The 19,735-nt window shown below is 72.1% G+C and carries 19 protein-coding genes; 12 read left to right on the top strand and 7 right to left on the bottom strand.

All coding sequences use genetic code 11. The features are described 5' to 3' along the window. The first annotated feature begins 9 nt into the window (after positions 1 to 9). The 4 genes from OG490_RS34320 to OG490_RS34305 all read left to right on the top strand — a co-directional run bounded on the left by OG490_RS34320 (position 10) and on the right by OG490_RS34305 (position 4,194). Positions 10 to 1,017 (top strand): DMT family transporter, encoded by a 1,008-nt coding sequence (locus OG490_RS34320; protein WP_330300179.1) that lies wholly within the window; start codon positions 10 to 12, stop codon positions 1,015 to 1,017. Further along, on the top strand, positions 1,018 to 2,208 hold the full coding sequence (locus OG490_RS34315; RefSeq protein WP_330300178.1) for an amino acid aminotransferase: 1,191 nt from the start codon (positions 1,018 to 1,020) through the stop codon (positions 2,206 to 2,208). A gap of 65 nt (positions 2,209 to 2,273) precedes the next feature. Next, positions 2,274 to 2,597, top strand: a complete 324-nt coding sequence (locus OG490_RS34310) for a putative quinol monooxygenase (RefSeq protein WP_330300177.1) — start codon at positions 2,274 to 2,276, stop codon at positions 2,595 to 2,597. Positions 2,598 to 2,775: 178 nt separating this feature from the next. Further along, a complete protein-coding gene (locus OG490_RS34305; protein WP_330300176.1) occupies positions 2,776 to 4,194 on the top strand; it encodes a beta-propeller fold lactonase family protein in 1,419 nt (472 codons plus the stop codon). Positions 4,195 to 4,263: 69 nt separating this feature from the next. On the opposite strand, the gene OG490_RS34300 is transcribed toward OG490_RS34305, so the two are convergent. Beyond that, on the bottom strand, positions 4,264 to 5,295 hold the full coding sequence (locus OG490_RS34300) for a saccharopine dehydrogenase family protein (protein WP_330300175.1): 1,032 nt from the start codon (positions 5,293 to 5,295) through the stop codon (positions 4,264 to 4,266). 105 nt (positions 5,296 to 5,400) lie between these two features. Here OG490_RS34300 and OG490_RS34295 point away from each other — a divergent pair, with 105 nt between their 5' ends. Further along, the gene (locus OG490_RS34295; RefSeq protein ID WP_330300174.1) at positions 5,401 to 6,378 is read left to right on the top strand and encodes a helix-turn-helix domain-containing protein; all 978 of its coding nucleotides are present in this window, start codon (positions 5,401 to 5,403) and stop codon (positions 6,376 to 6,378) included. Positions 6,379 to 6,426: 48 nt separating this feature from the next. After that, positions 6,427 to 7,689 (top strand): glycosyltransferase, encoded by a 1,263-nt coding sequence (locus OG490_RS34290; RefSeq protein WP_330300173.1) that lies wholly within the window; start codon positions 6,427 to 6,429, stop codon positions 7,687 to 7,689. Positions 7,690 to 7,733: 44 nt separating this feature from the next. Here OG490_RS34290 and OG490_RS34285 read toward each other — a convergent pair whose 3' ends face one another. From OG490_RS34285 to OG490_RS34275, 3 genes are all read right to left on the bottom strand, one after another. Next, a complete protein-coding gene (locus OG490_RS34285) occupies positions 7,734 to 8,486 on the bottom strand; it encodes an amino acid ABC transporter ATP-binding protein (protein ID WP_330301170.1) in 753 nt (250 codons plus the stop codon). A 53-nt stretch (positions 8,487 to 8,539) separates the two neighbouring features. Further along, positions 8,540 to 9,505: an ABC transporter substrate-binding protein gene (locus OG490_RS34280; protein WP_330301169.1), complete on the bottom strand. Its 966-nt coding sequence runs from the start codon at positions 9,503 to 9,505 to the stop codon at positions 8,540 to 8,542. An 86-nt stretch (positions 9,506 to 9,591) separates the two neighbouring features. After that, complete coding sequence (locus OG490_RS34275) at positions 9,592 to 10,812, bottom strand: LLM class flavin-dependent oxidoreductase (RefSeq protein ID WP_330300172.1); 1,221 nt, start codon at positions 10,810 to 10,812, stop codon at positions 9,592 to 9,594. A gap of 657 nt (positions 10,813 to 11,469) precedes the next feature. Between OG490_RS34275 and OG490_RS34270 the strand changes: the two genes are divergently transcribed. The 6 genes from OG490_RS34270 (at position 11,470) to OG490_RS34245 (ending at position 17,337) form a co-directional block, all read left to right on the top strand. Next, the gene (locus OG490_RS34270; protein ID WP_330300171.1) at positions 11,470 to 12,447 is read left to right on the top strand and encodes an amino acid ABC transporter permease; all 978 of its coding nucleotides are present in this window, start codon (positions 11,470 to 11,472) and stop codon (positions 12,445 to 12,447) included. A 151-nt stretch (positions 12,448 to 12,598) separates the two neighbouring features. Continuing rightward, on the top strand, positions 12,599 to 13,597 hold the full coding sequence (locus OG490_RS34265; RefSeq protein WP_443066001.1) for an amino acid ABC transporter permease: 999 nt from the start codon (positions 12,599 to 12,601) through the stop codon (positions 13,595 to 13,597). Then, entirely contained in the window at positions 13,594 to 14,358 is a 765-nt protein-coding gene (locus OG490_RS34260) for an amino acid ABC transporter ATP-binding protein (RefSeq protein ID WP_330300169.1), read from the top strand. Before OG490_RS34265 ends, OG490_RS34260 begins: the two co-directional genes overlap by 4 nt. A 78-nt stretch (positions 14,359 to 14,436) precedes the next feature. Further along, the gene (locus tag OG490_RS34255; RefSeq protein WP_330300168.1) at positions 14,437 to 15,483 is read left to right on the top strand and encodes a transporter substrate-binding domain-containing protein; all 1,047 of its coding nucleotides are present in this window, start codon (positions 14,437 to 14,439) and stop codon (positions 15,481 to 15,483) included. 13 nt (positions 15,484 to 15,496) lie between these two features. Beyond that, complete coding sequence (locus OG490_RS34250) at positions 15,497 to 16,300, top strand: GNAT family N-acetyltransferase (RefSeq protein WP_330300167.1); 804 nt, start codon at positions 15,497 to 15,499, stop codon at positions 16,298 to 16,300. Beyond that, on the top strand, positions 16,297 to 17,337 hold the full coding sequence (locus OG490_RS34245; RefSeq protein ID WP_330300166.1) for an LLM class flavin-dependent oxidoreductase: 1,041 nt from the start codon (positions 16,297 to 16,299) through the stop codon (positions 17,335 to 17,337). Before OG490_RS34250 ends, OG490_RS34245 begins: the two co-directional genes overlap by 4 nt. Before the next feature lie 9 nt (positions 17,338 to 17,346). Here the strand turns inward: OG490_RS34245 and OG490_RS34240 are convergent, their stop codons facing one another. The 3 genes from OG490_RS34240 to OG490_RS34230 all read right to left on the bottom strand — a co-directional run bounded on the left by OG490_RS34240 (position 17,347) and on the right by OG490_RS34230 (position 19,651). Next, a complete protein-coding gene (locus tag OG490_RS34240) occupies positions 17,347 to 17,847 on the bottom strand; it encodes a VOC family protein (RefSeq protein ID WP_330300165.1) in 501 nt (166 codons plus the stop codon). A gap of 128 nt (positions 17,848 to 17,975) precedes the next feature. Then, a complete protein-coding gene (locus tag OG490_RS34235) occupies positions 17,976 to 18,461 on the bottom strand; it encodes a rhodanese-like domain-containing protein (protein WP_330300164.1) in 486 nt (161 codons plus the stop codon). Positions 18,462 to 18,607: 146 nt separating this feature from the next. Then, a complete protein-coding gene (locus OG490_RS34230) occupies positions 18,608 to 19,651 on the bottom strand; it encodes a DJ-1/PfpI family protein (protein ID WP_330300163.1) in 1,044 nt (347 codons plus the stop codon). Positions 19,652 to 19,735: the final 84 nt, after the last annotated feature.

The raw sequence follows: 19,735 nt of genomic DNA, 5'->3' as shown, positions 1-19,735 counted from the left end.
GGAACCTCCTTGGTCACGACGAATGCCGGGCCCGCCACGACGCTCCCGGACACCGGGGCCGCGGGCCGCGGGCGGCTCTCCCCGCAGGCACGGGGCATGGTGGCGCTGCTGGTGACCGTGGCCATCTGGGCGGCCTTCGCGCTCAGCGCGCGGGCCCTGAGCGCCTCCTCCCTCCTGCCCGCCGACGCCGCCCTGCTGCGCTTCGGCGTCCCCGTGCTCGTCCTGGCGCCCGCACTGTGGCGGCGCCGTCGCCGCATCATGGCGGTGCGCCCGGCCACCGCGGCCAAGATCGTCTGCGGTGCGGGCGTGCCGTTCTTCCTCGCGGCGATGTACGGGGGCTCCCTGACCTCGGCCGCCTTCGTCGGCTCGATCGTCCCCGGGATGGTCCCGCTCTTCGTCAGCGCGCTCATGGTGGCCGGCGGCCGCGGCGCACCCCGGGGGACGCAGGCGGCCGGGCTCGCGCTGATCGCGGCCGGCGTGGTCGCCCTGGTCTGGCGCTACGTCGTTCCGCTGAACACCCACGTACTGGCAGGTGCCGGGATCCTCCTCGTCGCCAGCGGGCTGTGGGCCCTTTACACGGTCGGGCTCAAGGAGGTGGACCTCGACCCCGTCGGGTCCATAGGCCTGCTGTGCCTGCCCTCCTTCGCGATCATCGCCCTGCTGGTGCTGACCGGGGTGCTTCCCACCGGTCTGGCGTCCGCGGCGGGCAGCGACATCGCCCTGTTCCTGGTGGTGCAGGGGCTCGGGGTCGGCCTGTGCGCCGGCCTGCTCTACGCGTTCGCCATCCGCCGGCTCGGTGCGGAGCGCAGCTCCGTCTTCGGGAGCCTGAGTCCGGTGGCGGTGGTCCTGCTGGCCGTGCCGCTGCTCGACGAGTCGCCGACCCTGACCGTGCTGATCGGCGTACCCCTGATCACCGCGGGCGTCGTGCTCGCCAACCGGCGCTCCCGGCCCGGCTCCGCGCCCTCCCCCCTCCCCAGCTCCCTCCCCACTTCCACCCCGACTCCAAGGGTCCCGTAGATGCTTGAGCTCCTCCTGCCGCCGCCCGTCGACCCGCTCTGGGACCTGACCGAGGCCTTCCACGCCGACGTGCGGCCCGAGCGCCTGAACATGGTCATCGGGGTCTACCGGGACCACACCGGGGCCACCCCGGTCATGGCGGCCGTGCGCGAGGCCGAGATACGCCTGGCGGAGCGCTCCGAGTCCAAGGAGTACCGCGGGCTCTCCGGCAACGGCGCCTTCAACCGGGCGATGCTGTCGATGGTGTTCGGGTCGGGTGCGGCCGCCGAGCGGGCCGTGGCGGTCCAGACCGTCGCGGGCAGTGGCGCTCTGCGGCTCCTGGCCGATCTGATCTGCCGGACCCGGCCGGGGACCACGGTGTGGATCAGCGATCCCGCCTACGTGAACCACCGGCCCATCCTGGAGGCCGCCGGGCTGCGGGTGCGCACGTACCGCTGGGCGGACGCGCAGGGCCGCTCGGACGCCGCGGGCATGCTGGAGGACCTGGAGAACGCCCGCCGCGACGACGTCGTCCTGCTGCAGGGGTGCTGCCACAACCCCACCGGGGTCGATCCGGAGCCGGACACCTGGGAGGCGCTGGCGGCGCTCGCCGTCCGCAGCGGCTGGGTTCCGTTCGTCGATCTCGCGTACCACGGGCTCGGCGACGGCCTGGAAGCCGACCTGGCGGCGACCCGGATGCTCGCGGACCGGGTTCCGGAGATGCTCCTCGCCATCAGCTGCTCGAAGAACTTCGGCCTCTACAGCGACCGCACCGGCTGCGCCGTCGTACTCGGCGCGTCCCGCCAGGCGCTGCGGCACGCCGAGACGGCTCTGCAGAACGCCGCCCGGACGCTCTACTCGATGCCGCCGGAGCACGGCGCGGCGATCGTCACGGCCGTCCTCGGGGACGAGGGGCTGCGGGCTACCTGGCGGGCCGAACTGGACGAGATGCGGCGCCGGATCACCGTCAACAGGACCGAACTGACCACCCGGTTGACCGCGCTGGGCTGGGGCGCTCAGGCTGATGTGCTCGCGCGGCAGAAGGGGATGTTCTCGATGCTGCCGCTCAGCCCGGACCAGATGATCCGGCTGCGCAGCCGGTTCGCCGTCTACGGGACGACCGCCGGGCGGGTCAACATCGCGGGCATCCCGGCGGACCGGATCCCCTGTCTCGCGCAGGGCATCGCCGGAGTGCTCGGCGAGGCCCGGTAAGACCGCCAGCAAGGCCGTCGGCGGGGCCGACCGGGCGCCGGGGAGGGCGTGCCTACAATGACGAGATGATCTTCATTGTGGTGAAATTCCCCGTCAAGCCCGAATACGCAGCCCAATGGCCGGAGCTGGTGGCGGAGTTCACCCACGCCACCCGCGCCGAGCCCGGCAACCTGTGGTTCGAGTGGTCCCGCAGCCTGGACGAGCCGGACAGCTACGTCCTGGTCGAGGCGTTCCAGGACGGTGCGGCGGAGGCCCACGTCACCTCCGAGCACTTCCGCGCCGCTCTGGAGACCATGCGGCCCCTGGTCACCCGTACGCCCGAGATCGTCAGCACCACCATCGAGGGCGCCACCGGCTGGAGCCGGATGGGCGAACTCCAGATCGACTGACCGCCGCCCGCCGGCCCCTCCCCCGCAACCGGACGTAACGGCTGCCCCAAGAGCCTCTTGTCCACGGCCCCGGGCGGCCAAAATCATGTGCGATGCGTGCCGGCTCGACGACACGGCGCGCGCATGACGGGCCCCCGACGCCGATGGCAGGGGGCCCACATGGGGAGGAAGCATCACCATGAGCATCGACGCGACGATCAGACCCACGGGTTTACGCCGATTCGGCCTGCCCCGCCACGTCACCACCTGGGCGGCGGCCACGGCTCTCGCCGCGGGCACGCTGACCGCGGCGGCCGGTTCGGCGCAGGGCGCGGCGCCCGCGCACCCGACCGTCTACGTCGCCAACAGCGACGCCGACAGCGTCTCGGCGATCGACACCGTCACCGGCGCGACCCTCGCCACCATCCCCGTAGGGGACGGCCCCGGTCAGGCCGCGACCACCCCGGACGGCTCCCGGGTGTACGTCTCGAACTCCGCCGATGCCACCCTGACCGCGATCGACACCGCCACCAACACCGCGACGGCCACGTTCCCCTTCGGGCAGTCCCCGGCGCAGATCGCCTTCACTCCGGACGGGAAGCGCGGATACGTCGCCGACCGGTCGGCCCAGTCGGTGAACGTCCTGAACCCCGACACCAACGCCCTCACCACCTCCATCCCCGTCGCCGGCAACCCCTCGTACGTGGTCGTGAACCCGGCCGGCACCCGGGTCTACGTCACCCGCACCGCGGACGCCCGCGTCGACGTGATCGACACCGCGACGAACGCCGTCACCGCGAGCATTCCCGTCGCGGGCGATCCCCGCAGGCTCGCGGTCAACCCGGCAGGCACCCGCGTCTACGTCACCGGAAACTCCGGCAACTCCGTCTCCGTGATCGACACCGCCACCAACACCGTCACCGGGTCGCTCGCCACCGGCGGCCTCTACCCGCAGGCCGTGGCCGTCTCCCCCAACGGCACCCGCCTGTACGTGGTCAACGTGCTCTCCTCCAGCGTCTCCGTCATCGACGCGGCCGCCGGCACCATCCTGGCGACCGTCCCCGTCGGCTCCTCACCCGTGGACACCGCCCTCGCCCCCGACGGCAAACACCTGTACGTGGCCAACTACCGCGGCGACAGCCTGTCCGTGATCGACACCGCCACCAACACCGTCACCGGGACGCTCGCCACCGGTTACGCGCCCGTCGCCCTCACCATCACCCCCACGCTCGCCGCCGACCTCGGGGTCTCCCTCACGGCCACCGCCGTGCCCGGTCTGCTCAACGGGCACATCGACTACACGCTGACCGTCACCAACTACGGGCCCGCGACGGCCGCGACGGGCACCGTCACCGCGCCCCTGACCGCACCCATGAGCGCCACCAGCCCCAACTGCACCGTCGGCTCGGGCACCGTCACCTGCACCGTGACGAACCTCGCCCCGGGCGCGAGCACCACCCGGCGTTTCACCGCGCCCGTCGGGCTCCTCAGCCTCGGCACCGCCTACACCGTCACCGCCACCCGTACCGCCAGCAGTCCGGCCGACCCGAACGCGGCCAACGACAGCAGCAGCCGTACCTGCACCGCGCTCACCTCGCTCCTCGTCACCTGCAACTGACGGTCGAAGGCCCGCAGTCCGGCGGATGCCGTTCTGCGGGCCAACTGTTCCGCGCGCCAACCCGACCGGCTAGTGCGACAGTTCGAAGGAGAGGTGTGAGGACAGCGCGCGCAGGAAGTCCGGCGCGTCGAAGAGTTCGCCCGCGGAGACGACACCGACCGCCTTGGTCCGTCCCGTGAGGATGCGGGACACCGCCTCCACCGCGAGCGGCGCCGTGACGGCGTAGATGTCCTGGCCCCGGGCCACGGCGCGCCGTTCGGCGCCGCCGGAGCGCACGAGGACGTCGACGAGGAAGGTCTGCGCGGACCGGCCGCTGTCGTCGACCGCGGCCGGGGACGGGGTGTCCGCGGACGACAGGTCCGTGGCCGCTTCCGTCGTCATGTAGCCGCGCACCTCCGGGATGGACAGGTGGCTGGGGATGGTGACCGCGTCGGCCATCGTGAACTCCCCGATGACGGCCCGGGTGCCCATCGGCTCGGGGAAGGCCCACTCCAGGGTGGGCGGCGCGTCATCGCGGTACTCCAGCTGCCCGTTGGCGAACCGGACGCGCCGGCCGCCGCGCCGCTCCCGGGATACCTTGCCCGCGAGGCGCGTCCCTTCCGTGGGGTGCCAGCTGCTCAGCCCGTACGCGACGTGCGCCTCGTCGGCCCCGGTCCAGTCCCCCATCGCCGCGGTGGCGAGCAGGTCGCCGAGGCCTCCGTAGAAGGCCATCGCGGGCAGGACCACCGCTCCTGCGGCGCGGGCCCGGTCCGTGAACCGGGCGAACGTGTCGGCGTTGGCCTCGATCTCGGCCGCGACGTCCACGTACGGGATCCCGGCGCGCAGCGCCGCCTCGATCACCGGGGCGGCGGTCGTGGCGAACGGCCCGGCGCAGTTGATCACGGCTGCCGCACCGGCCAGCGCCCGGTCGAGCGAGTCCGGGTCGTCCACCGACGCGGGCCGGACGTCGAGGCCCGGGTGGGACTGTGCGAACTCCTTCAGCTTGCCGGGGTCGCGGCCGGAGAGCACCGGGAGGAACCCGCGCTCCCGCAGTTCCGCCACCACGAACTGCCCGGTGTGCCCGTACGCCCCGAACACCGTCACCGTCTGCGCCGTTCCCATTGGGTTCTCCCCCGTCCGTACCCGACTGATCCACTGCGACCATCCTGGCAGCGGTGCACATCCTGCGCGAGTGTCTGGAACGACATGACACGTACACTTTCGGACATGGGTACTCTCGCGCTGGCCGTCACCGACGGGATGCTGCACTTCGAACTGTCCGTGGCGTACGAGATCTTCGGCTCACCCCCGACCGTCCCGGCTTCCCCCGCCTTCCCGGCCGGCACGGTCGACCCCTGGTACGAGGTCTCCGTCTGCGGGACGGGCTCCGTGCGGGTCGGGCCGTACCGGCTGGAGCCCGGCCACGGGCTGGAGCGGCTGCGGCGCGCCGACACCGTGATCGTCCCCGCCTGGGCCGACGTGGACGTGGAGCCGCCCGGCGACCTGGTCGACGCGGTGCGCGCGGCCCACGAGGCGGGCGCCCGGGTGGCCTCGCTCTGCACGGGCGCGTTCGTGCTGGCCGCCGCCGGTTTGCTGGACGGGAAGCGCGCGACCACCCACTGGGCGCACACCGAAGCCCTGGCCGCCCGCTACCCGCGGGTGGAGGTCGACCCGGACGTGCTCTACGTGGACAACGGCAGCGTGCTCACCTCGGCCGGCAAGGCCGCCGCACTGGACCTGTGCCTGCACCTGGTCCGCCTCGACCACGGCTCGTCGATCGCCAACGCGGCAGCCCGCCGGCTGGTGGTGCCACCGCTCCGGGCAGGCGGTCAGGCCCAGTTCGTCACCAGCCCGATCCCCGCCCAGGACGAACACCACCCGCTGTCCGAGCTGTTGCCCTGGGTGATCGAACGGCTCGACCAGCCCCTGACCGTGGAGGACCTGGCCCGCCGGGCCCGGATGAGCTCGCGCCATCTGGGCCGCCACTTCAAAGCGGCGACCGGGACCACCCCTCTGCAATGGCTGCACACCCAACGGATCCGCCTCGCCCAGGAGTTGCTGGAGAACTCCGACCACAACATCGACGCGATCGCGGCGGCCACCGGCATGGGCACCGCGACGACACTGCGCCGGCACTTCAACCGGACGGTCGGCGTACCCCCGGACACCTACCGCCGCACGTTCCGGGACGGGTCCCCGCAGTAGAGGAGAATCAACCACCCAGGCTGGAATGCACGGAAGTTGGAGTTGAGCATGCGGGTGTTGCTGGTGGCGTACGGGTCTCGCGGGGACATCGAACCGATGGCGGGATTCGCGCTGCGATTGCGGGAGCTGGGCGTGGAGGTGCAGATGTGCGCGCCGCCGGACTTCGCGGAGCTCCTGGACACGGTCGGCCTCCCGCTGGTGCCGCTCGGCCAGTCGATCCGCGAGATGACGACGGAGGCAGTGCGGGAGACGAAGCCGAAGCCGGCGCTGACCCTGCCCGAGCGCGCGGCCCGGATCGCCACCGCGACGTACGCGTCGCTCGCCGCGGTGGCCGAGGGGTGCGACGCGGTCGTGGCGACCGGTCTGATGCCCGCCGCGGCCGCCGCGCGATCGGTGGCCGACAAGCTGGGCGTCCCGTACGTGTTCGTGTCCTACTTCCCGACGTATCTGCCGTCCGCGCAGCACCCTCCGCTGGTGTGGCCGGGCCGCCAGGCGCCGCCGGAGATGACGGACAACCAGGTGCTGTGGGACCTGAACGCCGAGATCATGAACGAGTTGTTCGGCGGGGGCGTCAACGCCCTCCGGGCGTCGGCCGGTCTGCCCCTGGTGGACGACGTCCGCGAGCACGTCTTCACCGACCGGCCGTGGCTGGCGGCGGACCCCGTCCTCGGCCCGTGGCCCGAACCGGAGCCGGAGCACGCGGGCCCCGGGGTGGTGCAGACCGGCGCGTGGATCAAGCCGGACGAACGGCCGCTCCCGGCCGAGCTGGAGGCGTTCCTGGGCGCCGGCACGCCGCCCGTGTACGTGGGCTTCGGCAGCATGCCGCTGCGCGAGGCGCAGGACGTCGCCCGGGCGGCCGTCGCCGCCGCCCGTGCGCAGGGCCGCCGCGTGCTGCTCTCGCGCGGCTGGGCGGACCTCGCCCTCACCGACGACCAGGACGACTGCTTCGCCGTCGGCGAGGTCAACCAGCAGGCACTGTTCGGTCGGGTGGCCGCCGTCGTGCACCACGGCGGCGCGGGCACCACGACGACGGCCGCCCGGGCGGGCGCGCCGCAGGTGGTCGTCCCCCAGCTGGCGGACCAGCCGTACTGGGCCGACCGGGTGGCGGAGCTGGGCATCGGCGCGGCCCACGAGGGGCCGGATCCGACCTACGACTCCCTGTCGGCCGCGCTCGCGAGAGCCCTGGCCCCCGAGGTCCGCGCCCGGGCGGCCGCCGTGGCCGGCGCTGTCCGTACCGACGGGACGGCGGTGGCGGCGAAGTTGCTGCTCGAGGTGGCGGGACGGGGCCCGTCGCCGACGCCGTCCGCGTGAGCCGCGCGGGAGCCTCGTAGGATCCGGGCGGTCGGCTGGGCACCTCAGAGGACCTTGGAGAGGAAGGCGCGGGTTCGGGCGTGCCGCGGCGCGTCCAGGACGGCGGCGGGCGGGCCCTGTTCCACGACGACTCCGCCGTCCATGAACACCACGGTGTCGGCCACCTCGCGGGCGAAACCCGTCTCGTGCGTCACGACGATCATGGTGGTTCCGGCGCGGGCCAGGTCCTTGATGACGTCGAGGACCTCCCCGACCAGCTCCGGGTCGAGCGCCGAGGTGGGCTCGTCGAAGAGCAGCACCTTGGGTTCCAGGGCGAGCGCTCGGGCCACGGCGACCCGCTGCTGCTGGCCTCCGGACAGCTGCCGCGGGTAGGCGTCGGCCTTCTCGGACAGGCCCACGCGCTCCAGTAGCCGCAGGGCCGTCCGCCGCGCCTCCCCCCGGTCCCGGCGCAGCGCCGAGACCGGGGCCTCCACGAGGTTCTCCAACACGGTGAGATGCGGGAAGAGGTTGAAGTTCTGGAAGACGAACCCGATGCGGGTGCGCTGCCTCAGCACCTCCTTCTCCTTCAGCTCGTACAGCTTTCCGCCGGAGCGGCGGTAGCCGATGAGCTCCCCGTCGATGCCGATCCAGCCGCGGTCCACCTTCTCCAGATGGTTGATGGTGCGCAGGAGCGTGGACTTGCCCGATCCGGAGGGACCGAGGATCACGGTCACCTCCCCGGTGCGGACTTGGAGGTCGACTCCGCGCAGCACCTCCGGCGGTCCGAAGCTCTTGTGGACGCCGCGGACTTCGACCATGACCTCCTTCTTCTCGGGGTCCGCGTGGGGACGAGGGCTGTCCGGGACGGCGCTCACTTGTGCTCCGCGGGGTTGGTCTGCGAGGTCTCGATCGCGGAGGCGTCCGTACCCCACTTCTTCAGGATCCGCGCGTAAGTACCGTTCTTGATGAGCTCGTTGACCGCGGACTGGAAGGCGGGGGTGAGCGCGGACCCCTTCTTGAAGGCGAAGCCGACGTCGAGGCGGTGGTATTCGCCGAGGAAGGTGGTCTGCGCCGCGGGCTGGGACGCCTGGTGGCGCAGCCCGTTGATGGTCGACATGACCACGTCGATCCGGCCCTGCTGGAGGGCGGTGGTGACGGCTCCGGGCTCGGAGAAGACCTTCACCTCGTACGCCTTCTTCCCGGCAGCGGCGCACACGCCCTGCTGGGCGCTGAGGGTCTTCTCGAAGGTCGTGCCCGCCCCCGTGCCGATGGTCAGTCCGCACAGCTGGGTGAGGTCGGAGACCTGGGTGGTCAGCGTGGTGTTGCCGGTCTTCACCGCGAAGCCCTGGCCGTCGTTGATGTACGTGACGAAGTCGATGGTCTTCAGCCGTTCGGCGGTCACGCCGAAGTTGCCGGTGCCGAAGTCGTACTTGCCGCTGCCGAGGGCGGGCAGGATCGTCTCGAAGGAGGCGTCCTGCCGCTCCAGTTTCAGGCCGAGGACCTTGGCCACGGCGTCGGCGATGTCGATGTCCTGACCGGCGGGCTTCTTGTTCTGCCCGTTGGGGTAGTAGGCCGCGGGGGGCGTTCCGACGGAACTCCCGACCCGGAGCGTGCCCGCCTTGCGGACCTCGTCGGGGAGGAGCGCGGCTACGGATTCCACCGCCGCCACGGCTGCGACCGGGTCCTCGGAGGCCGCGGAAGGCGCCGGGGCGCCCGGTGCGGACGGGGTGGCGCCGTCGGCGGAGCCGCAGCCCGCCAGCGCCAGGAGGGGCAGAAGCGTGAGGGCGGCGGCGAGGCCGCGCAGCCGGGTGCGGGTCCCGTGCGCGGGGAGGTTCACGGCGGGGAGGCCTTTCGACGGGTGGGTGGGGTGGAGCGGAGGCGTTGCGGTGCTGGGGTCGGGTACGGGTGCGCGTGCCTCGGAGGTCATCCGCGCACCACGGCGAGCGACTGCTGCGGACGGGGAGCGGCGCGGGTCCCGTCGTGCTCACCGGCGCCCCGCTCGGCGTCGCGCTTGGCGTCGCGCTCGGCGTCGCGCTTGGCGTCGCGCTCGGCGTCGCGCTTGGCGACTTCCTCGCGGACGAGCGGGATCACGTAGCGGCCGAAGTCGATGGCGTCGCCCAGGAGGTCGTAGCCGCGGGCCGAGAGGATGTCGACGCCGAGGTCGTAGTAGTCCAGCAGGGCTTGGGCGACGGTCTCCGGGGTGCCGACCAGTGCGTTGGAGTTGCCCGCGCCGCCGGTGGCGGCCGCGGTCGGGGTCCACAGCGCCCGGTCGTAGCGCTCCCCCGCCTCGGCGATGGCGATCAGCCGCTGCGAGCCGGCGTTCTGCGGGACCGCGGTCTGGGGAATTCCCTCGCGGTGGCGGCGGGCGAGACCCGCTCCGCGCCGCTCCTTGATGGCGCCCACGGTGCGATGGGCCTTCTCCCAGGCCAGTTCCTCCGTCGGGGCGATGATCGGCCGGAACGCCACCTGGATGCGCGGCACGTCGGTGCGGCCGGCGGCCAGCGCGGCCGCCTTCACGGACTCGATCTGCTCGGCGGTCCGCTCCAGGGGTTCGCCCCACAGGCAGTAGACGTCGGCCTCAGCGCCTCCGGCGGCGTACGCGGCGGGCGAGGAGCCTCCGAACGAGACGTTGGGGCGCGGCTGTTGGAACGGGCGGACATCGCTGACGAAGTCGTGGAAGCGGTAGTGCTCGCCCTCGTGGTCGAAGGGTTCCCGGGCGGTCCAGGCCTTCTTGACGATCTGGATGTACTCGCGGGTGCGGGCGTAGCGCTCGTCCTTGGTGAGGGTGTCGCCCTCGCGGGCCTGTTCGTGGTCGTTGCCGCCGGTGATGAAGTGGACGGCGAGGCGCCCCTCGCTGATCTGGTCGAGGGTCGCGAAGGTCTTGGCGGCGAAGGTGGGGTACGAGACGTTCGGCCGGTGGGCGAGCAGGAGCTGAAGGCGGTCCAGCTTGCCGGCGACGTAGGCGGCGGCCGGCGCCGGATCCGGGGATCCGGAGCCGTATGCGAAGAGCACCCGGTCCCAGCCGTGGTCCTCGTGGGCGCGGGCGAGCCGGAGCGTGTACTCCTTGTCGAAGGCGGCGCCGGATCGTGCGGTGGTTTCGGATGCGTCGTTGGTCGCGGCTATGCCGAGGAATTCCACGGGCATGGGTGTGGCCTTTCGCAAGGGCGGTGGATCGCGCGCTGGTGCGGTGGATCGCATGCGGGCATGGGTGAAAGAGCACTGGCGCGGTGAACGAGCCCACCAGGCCGAGCACATGAGGTTTCGTCAGGAATGCGGGTACGGGATGGCGCGGGCGTGACGACGCGGGGCGTCGGGGGATTCGAGGGCGCGGCAGCGCACGTCGGGGGCTCAAAACACCGTGTCCGCAGGCGGGTTGCTGCCGCGAGCGGAGGCGGTGCGGAGGCAGGGTCCGGCCCGCGACGGGATCACCGAGGGAGGGAAGGGCCGGTCAGACAGCCCGCTGCCGAGTCAGGCGCAACACGCCGCGGACCACACACGACCGAAGTCGATGTAGTCGCGCGTGACCAAGCGCTGCTGGGCATTCATGCGACTACTTGAACAGTACAAACGGCTCTGCGTCAAGCAACGACGTGGTTGACACCGCCGCGCTTCACCCGCATACGATCGGCGCAGGACGGGCCCCGCCGTGTGCGAAGGCCCTCCGCCGCGTTGAGGGACGCGGCAGGCGTGACGACTCGGATTCCGCACACCGCGGCCGACGCGAGGCCCCCCGTTCGGGCTTCCGCGCATGGCGCCGGGCGGCGACCCCTGCCCGCGATCCCTCTCCTGGAGAGCCTTCCGATGGCCACCTCTTCCCATGTCTCCACCCTGTCCGACGCACCCGACGCACCCGGCTCCCCCGGCCCTCGCCGCGAAGACGAGTTGCCCCGCATCGTCCCGCGCCGACGGCTGGGCCGCAGGCTGGCCGCCTGCGCCGCGCTGCTGGCCTTCGCGATGGTGCTGGTTTCGGTCGTCCGCAACAAGGCCTTCCAATGGGGGGTGGTCGGGCAGTACTTCACCACCGCCACCGTGCTCGACGGGCTGCTGCTGACCGTGTGGCTGACCGCCGTGGTGATGGTGCTCGGCTTCCTCCTCGGCACGGTGCTGGCGGTGATGCGGCTCTCCGACAACCCGGTCCTGCGGACCCTGAGCCGGGGCTACGTCTGGATCTTCCGGTCCACTCCGCTGCTGGTGCAGCTGCTGTTCTGGTTCAACATCGGCGCCCTCTACCCGACGCTCGGCCTCGGCATCCCCTACGGCCCCGAGTTCTTCACCGTCAAGACGGTGAACCTGCTGGGCCCGACCCTGACCGCCGTCATCGGTCTGACCCTGCACGAGACGGCGTACGCCGCCGAGGTGGTGCGGGGCGGCATCCTCTCCGTGGACCCCGGCCAGGTCGAGGCCGCGCAGGCACTCGGCCTGAGCAGGGGGCGCACCCTGCGCCGGATCGTCGTCCCGCAGGCGATGACCTCGATCGTGCCCACCGCCGGGAACATGCTGATCGGCACGCTCAAGGGGACCAGCATCGTCAGCGTGCTGGCCGTGCACGACCTGCTGTACTCGACGCAGCTGATCTACAACCAGACCTACCAGGTCATCCCGCTGCTGATGGTCGCCACCCTCTGGTACATCGCCGTCACGACCCTCCTGAGCACGGGCCAGTACTACATCGAGCGGCACTACGCGCGCGGAGCCTCCCGCACCCCGCCGCCGGCTCCGTGGCGCCGGCGGCTGTCGCGGCCCGGCCGCCGGATACAGAGAATTCACGAACGGGCCTGATATGTACGGCGTATGAAATCGGCATTCAATCCCCCTCCCCCGATATGGAATTGATTGACACTCCATATCGGGGGTGCCAGGTTTACGCCGCAGATAAGGACGTCAGCGGATAACCCGCCGAACCGCCGGAGTCTCTGTGACCGAATCCGTTGTGACCGCCCGCCCCGCCCCACCTGATTCCCCACCCGATTCCCCACCCCCCGCACCCCGGGGATCCACCCGCCCGCCGGCCCGCCGCGGGCACGCCGACCGGGTGCTGCCGGTTCGCCGCCCCTGGCGGTGGGTGGCGACGGCCGTCGTCCTCGTCCTGCTCGCCCAGGCCGTCCACGGCCTGCTGACGAACTCGTTCTACCAATGGGACCGGTTCGGATACTGGTTCACCCGTCCCGTCATCCTCGACGGGCTCCTCGTCACCCTCCAGGTGACCGCATACAGCGCGGTGCTGGGGCTGCTCGGCGGTGTGGTGCTCGCCCTCGGCAGGCTCTCCTCCAATCCGGTGCTGCGGGCGGTCAGCTGGGCGTACATCTGGCTCTTCCGCTCGGTGCCGCTGATCGTGGTGCTGCTCTTCCTCTACAACTTCAGTGCGCTGTACGCCACGTTGAGCGTGGGCGTGCCGTTCGGCCCGGCGTTCTTCACCTTCGACGAGTCGAAGCCGGCCTCCGACATCGTGGTCGCGGTGGTCGGCCTCTCCCTCTGCGAGGCGGCGTACGCGGCCGAGGTGGTACGGGCCGGGATCCTCTCCGTCGACCAGGGCCAGCACGAGGCGGCGTCCGCACTGGGCCTGCCCCGCCGCTACCAGTTCGCGCGGATCGTCTTCCCGCAGGCGCTGCGCTCCATCGTCCCCTCGTACGTGAACCAGCTGATCGGGCTCCTGAAGGCCACTTCGCTGGTCTTCTACGTGTCGCTGCTCGACCTGTTCGGCTCCGTGCAGAGCATGGGCGCCACCTATCCCGGAGACGTGGTGCCGCTGCTGCTGGTCGCCACCGTCTGGTACGTGATCCTGACCAGCGTCGTCTCCGTCGTGCAGTTCTACGTGGAGCGGTACTACGCGCGCGGTGCGCTGCGCACCCTGCCCGCCACTCCCCTGCAGAAGGCCCGCGCCGGGCTCGGCGCGCTGCGCGAGCGGCTGCGGACGGAGGCGGCGATATGACCCCGGCCGCCGTCGAAGTGCGCGGCGTACACAAGTGGTTCGGCGCCCAACAGGTCCTGGACGGAGTGGACCTGACCGTCCGGCCGGGCAGCGTCACGGCCGTCCTCGGCCGGTCCGGCTCCGGCAAGTCCACCCTGCTCCGGGTGATCAACCACCTGGAGAAGCCCGAGGCCGGCCATGTCAGCGTGGGCGGCGAGCTGATCGGGGTCCGGCGGCACGGCGCCCGTCTCAAGGAGCTGACCGAGAAGGCGATCCTGGCCCAGCGCGGCCGGATCGGGTTCGTCTTCCAGAACTTCAACCTCTTCCCGCACCTGACCGTGCTCGACAACGTGGCCGCCGCCCCCGTCGCGACGGGACGGCTGCCCCGGGCCGAGGCCCGGCGCCTGGCGGGCGAACTGCTCGCCCGGGTCCGCCTGGCCGACAAGGCGGGCGCCTATCCACGGCAGTTGTCCGGCGGCCAGCAGCAACGGGTGGCCATCGCCCGCGCTCTCGCGCTGCGGCCGCAGGTCATCCTCTTCGACGAACCGACCTCCGCGCTGGACCCGGAGCTGGTGGGGGAAGTGCTCGCCGTCATCAAGGACCTGGCCGACAGCGGCACCACGCTGGTCATCGTCACGCACGAGATCGCCTTCGCGCGCGAGGTGGCGGACGAGGTGGTCTTCCTCGACGGCGGGCGGATCGTCGAACAAGGTCCCCCCGCCCAGGTGCTGGACCATCCTTCGCACCCCCGTACCCGGGAGTTCCTGAGCAAGGTGCTCTGACTCCGGGTCCGACTCATCCCCCTTGCCCCGCCCATCCCACCCGCCCTACCCGTCCCACCCGAACCACGAAGGACTGCCATGCGATCCCCGCGCTCTGCCCCGCGTTCCAGATTCACCCGCGGCCTGCTCGCCGCCACCTCCGCCGCCGTACTCTCCTTCGGACTCGCCGCGTGCGGCGGGGAGAGCGCCGCGTCCGGTCCGGGCGAGGCGGGATCCGGCGGGTCTGCTGCACCCGACGCGATCACCGTCGGCGCACTCTCCAACGGGGCGGCGAAGCAAGCCGAGTTGAAGGTGTCGACGGTGGAGGCCATCCGCGCCCGGCTGCCCGAGGCCGTACGCAGCCGGGGCGAGCTCGTCATCGGCGTCGGCGCGCTCCCCGCGGGCTCGCCGCCGATCTCGTACGTGGGCACCGACCAGAAGACCCTGACCGGCTCGGAGCCCGACCTGGGACGGCTGGTCGCCGCCACGCTCGGACTCAAGCCCGTGGTGCGGAACTCCACTTGGGAGAACCTCTTCGTCGGGATCGACAGCGGCAAGGTCGACGTCGCCTTCACCAACGTCACGGTCACCGAGGAGCGCAAGAAGAAGTACGAGTTCGCCTCCTACCGCAAGGACAACCTCGCGTTCGAGGTGAACAAGGAGGACTCCTGGAACTTCGCCGGCGACTACCGCAGTCTGGCGGGCAAGACGGTCGCCGTGAGCCGCGGCACCAATCAGGAGAAGATCCTGCTGGAGTGGCAGACCAAGCTGAAGGCCGAGGGCAAGGACTTCACCGTCAAGTACTTCCCGGACGTCAACAGCACCTACCTGGCCCTGAGCGGCAAGAAGATCGACGCGAGCTTCGGCCCCAACCCGGCCGTGGCTTACCACGTCACCCAGACCGCGCAGAGCTCCTCCCCCACCCGCGAGGCGGGCCAGTTCTCCGGCGCCGGCGAGAGCCTCCAGGGCCTGATCGCGGCGACCGCCAAGAAGGACAGCGGCCTGGCGGAGCCCATCGCCGAGGCGATCAACCACCTGATCAAGGAAGGGCAGTACGGGCAGCTGCTGGCGGCCTGGAACCTGAGCCCGGAGGCCGTCACCGTCTCCGAGGTCAACCCGCCCGGCCTGCCGCTGAGCAATTCCTGAACGGGAGGCCCACATGACCCGATCCACGCCCCACCTCCTCGAAGAGCGCGCGCTCGACCCTCGTAGCACCGGCGGGCACGTCCTCGACAACCCCGTGTGGTCCGCCCTGTCCGGCCCGCACGCCCACTTCGCCGTCACCGTCACCGACGCGGTGCCGAACCCGGGCTCAAGCTCAGGCCTGGGCCCGGACCCGGACCACGTCCCCCGCGCCGCCCGCTACCCCTCCGACGTGGCCTCGTTCGCCGCCCTCGCCGACCCGGCCGATCCGCGCTCCTGGGCGGAGCTGGCCGTGCTGGCCGGTCCGGGCTCCGTCACCGGGGTCTCGGGGGTGTTCTCGGTCCCGGACGGTTGGGAGACCGTGTGGTCCGTCCCCGGGGTCCAGCTGGTCGACACCTCGCTGCGCGCCGAAGCCGATCCCGAGGCGGTCCGGCTCGGGCCGGCGGACGTTCCCGAGATGCTCGCCCTGGTCGAGCTGGCCCGGCCGGGGCCGTTCCTGCGCCGGACGGTCGAGCTGGGCACGTACCTCGGCATCCGGCGCGAAGGGCGCCTCGTGGCGATGGCCGGGGAGCGGCTGCGGCCGCCCGGATGGACGGAGATCAGCGCCGTGTGCACGCACCCGGAGCACCGGGGCGGCGGACTGGCCACCCGGCTCGTGCGGGCCGTGGCCGCCGGCATCCGCGACCGCGGGGACGTCCCCTTCCTGCACACGGCCGCGGCCAATGCCGACGCCATCCGCCTCTACGAGTCCCTCGGCTTCACCCTGCGCCGCCGGCCCTCGTTCATGGCGGTGCGGGTACCGGCAGGTGAGGTGTCGTGAAGTTCCTGGCCATCACCCTCATCGCCAACCCGCCGGACCCGGCGACCGGACGCACCAAGCCGGCCCGGGACCGGTTCCGCGAGGTGGTCGACGGCGCGGTGCTGGCGGAGCAGCTGGGCTTCGACGGGTTCGGGGTGGGCGAACGGCACGAGCGCCCGTTCCTCTCGTCCTCGCCCCCGGTGGTCCTCGCCCACATCGCCGCGCTGACCCGCACGATCCGGCTGTTCACCGCCGTCACGACGCTGAGCCTGCTGGATCCGGTCCGCGCGTACGAGGACTACGCGACGCTGGACCACCTCTCCGACGGGCGCCTGGAGCTGATCATCGGCAAGGGGAACGGATCCGCGCAGCGCGAGTTGTTCCAGGTGAGCGAGGCGGACCAGTGGGAGCGCAACGCGGAGGGGTACGAGCTGTTCCGCCGGTTCTGGCGGGAGGACAAGGTGACGGCGAGCCCGCGTCACCGTCCGGCGCTGACGGCCGCCGAGGTGCTGCCCCGGCCGCTGGGTGGGCCCGTACGCATCTGGCACGGCAGCGCGACCAGCCGGGAGTCGGTCGAGCTCGCCGCCCGCTACGGGGATCCGCTGTTCTCGGCGAACGTCACCCATCCCGTCGAGCCGTACGCCGAGCTGGTGCGGTACTACCGGGAGCGCTGGGAGCACCACGGCCACGACCCGGCGCTGGCGGCAGTGGGCGCGGGGACCGCCGGGTACCACGCGGCGCGCACCTCGCAGGAGGCGGTCAACGCCTTCCGGCCGGCCTTCCAGGGCTACCTGGCCGCACAGCGGAACCTGGGCGTCGAGCCCGTGTTCCCGACGCTGGAGGACTTCGTGGAACGCAGCTCGGCCCTGATCGGCAGTCCACAGCAGGTGATCGAGAAGGTGCACCGCTACCACGAGCGGCTCGGACACACCCTGCTCCACCTCCAGGCCGACGCGGGGTTCCTGGACCCCGGCCGGCACCGGGATTCCCTCGAACTCTTCCAGTCCGAGATCGCCCCGGTCCTGCGCCGCGAGATCCCGGACCCTCCGTCGGGGTGATGCCGCCGGTCAGCTGGCGGAGCCCGCCGCCGAGCCGGTGGCCAGGTCGGCGCCCCAGCGGTCGATCGCGGCCTGGAGGTCGAGGGCTCCGGGGCGCAGGTCGGCGTCAGCGGCGGGCCAGTCCTCGCGGGGCACGCGCCACATCAGCTCGAACTCGTTGCCGTCGGGGTCCTTGGCGTAGAAGGACTTCGAGACCAGGTGGTCCGACGCTCCGACGAGCGCGCCGCGCTCGGTGAGCGTGCGGCCCAGTTCAGCGAGCTCGCCGAGCGTGCCGACCTCCCAGGCGAGGTGGTAGAGGCCGACCCGGCCCTGCTCGGGGCCGGGTGCGTCGGCGCCGAGCGCGAAGAGCCCGAGATCGTGGTCGTTGAGGCTGCCCGGGGCGCTGAGGAAGGCGGCGCGGCCGGGTATCAGGTGGTCGACCTGGAACCCGAAGACGTCGGTGTAGAACTCGACGGAGCGGTCGACCTCGCGGATCCAGAGGACGGCGTGGTTCAGGCGGCGGACGGACATGCGAGGGGCTCCCGCTGGCTCGAAGGGACTGGCCCTGGCTGGGCGACCTCCACCTTACCGTTCAAATTCGAACTACTACCCCGGACGGCCTACGGGGCTTTCGGGGCCCGCCGCCGCCCGGGCGCCGTTCAGCACGCGCAGGAGATGCCCGAGCGCGGGGCGGTCAGGTCGTCGATCCGGCGCTGGTCGACGCCCTCGGCGGTCTCGAAGGCGAAGCCCTCGCGGACCCAGTACTCGAAGCCGCCGATCATTTCCTTCACCTGGTAGCCGAGCCGGGCGAAGGCGAGGGCCGCACGGGTGGCACCGTTGCAGCCGGGGCCCCAGCAGTAGGTGACCACGGTCGTCCCGGGGGCGATCAGCGACGGCGCCAGCTCGGTGATCCGCGCCGTCGGGATGTGCAGGGCGCCGGGGATGCGGCCCTGGTCCCAGGACGCGTCGCTGCGGGAGTCGACCACGACCACGCCCGAGACCCCGGCGAGCAGGTCGGCGCGCACGTCGGAGACGTCGGCCTCGAACGCGAGCCGGGCGGCGTAGTGCGCGGCCGCGTGGACCGGGTCGGCGGCGGGGACGGAGAGGACGGCGCTGGGGACCTGGGCGGTGAGGGTGGCGGACATCGGGAACTCCTCGTGCGGGGCGGTTTCGGACGCCGTCCGGGTGGTTTCCCTTGCGGCGATGACCCCATCCTCTGCCGCACGGATCGACCGGACGAGTGGCGTGAACGCCTCCCTTCGTCAAGATCCCGCCAGCCCCCGCCGGTCCTTCACATGCGTACGGCGACCCTGACGAAGGCCTTCCGGTAGGCCGTGGGCGTGGTCCGCATCTGCCGGGTGAAGTGGTGCCGGTAGGTCGCCGTGGAATCGAAGCCGACCGCGGCGGCCACCTCGTCGACCGTGCCCTCACCGGACTCCAGCAGCGGCAGGCTCGCGGAGACCCGCTGCGAGATGACCCACCGGATCGGGCTCACGCCGTTGCGGCGGGTGAAGTGGCGCAGGAAGGACCGCTCCGACATCCGGGCCTCGCGGGCCAGGGTGGAGACCGAGAGCGGGGTGTGCAGTCGCTGCAGGGCCCAGGTCATGCTCTGGCTGATGCCGTCGTCGGCCGCGTCGGGGCCGATCTGGCCGACCGCCGCCTCGATGAACTGGGCCTGTCCGCCCTCGCGGTGGGGCGGTACGACGAAGCGGCGGGCCACCGTGTTGGCCACGGACGCGCCGTGGTCCGCGCGCACCAGGTAGAGGCAGAGGTCGATGCCGGCGGCGCTGCCCGCGCTGGTCAGCACGTCGCCGTTGTCCACGTAGAGGACGTCCGGGTCGACCTCGATCCCGGGGTGGCGTTCGGCGAGGGTGCGGGCGTAGCGCCAGTGGGTGGTGGCGCGGCGGCCGTCGAGGAGGCCGGTCGCGGCGAGCGCGAAGGCCCCCGAGCAGATGGAGACCAGGCGGGCGCCGCGGGCGTGGGCCGTGCGCAGCGCGTCGACCAGCGGCTGCGCTATCGGGCCGCCCGCCCGGGAGACCCCGGGGATGATCAGGGTGTCCGCGGCCGCGAGGGCGTCGAGGCCGTGCTCGGCGCGGAGGGTGAAGCCGCCGACCACGCGGAGGTCCCGGCCTGGCTCGGCCGAGCAGACCTGGAGCTCGTACCAGGGGATGTCGCCCAGCTCGGGCCGGGAGAGACCGAAGACCTCGACGACCACGGCCAGCTCGAAGGGCGCCATCCCGTCGAAGGCGAGGACCGCCACCTTGTGGGCCGGGGACGGTTTCCTGATCTCGATGTCCACGGCGGTCGAGGCGTGCGGGGCGGGAGCGGAAGTCATGGCCGTACCTTAACCAGGCGCGTACGGGAGCCGGCGGGGCGCGAACGCACGGCCGCCGTCCACCCCACGGGGAGTGAACGGCGG

The sequence above is a fragment of the Streptomyces sp. NBC_00503 genome, from assembly GCF_036346895.1.
Lineage (GTDB): Bacteria > Actinomycetota > Actinomycetes > Streptomycetales > Streptomycetaceae > Streptomyces.
The sequence above is the reverse complement of the archived record's forward strand: the minus strand, read 5'-3'. Positions and strand labels throughout refer to the sequence as shown.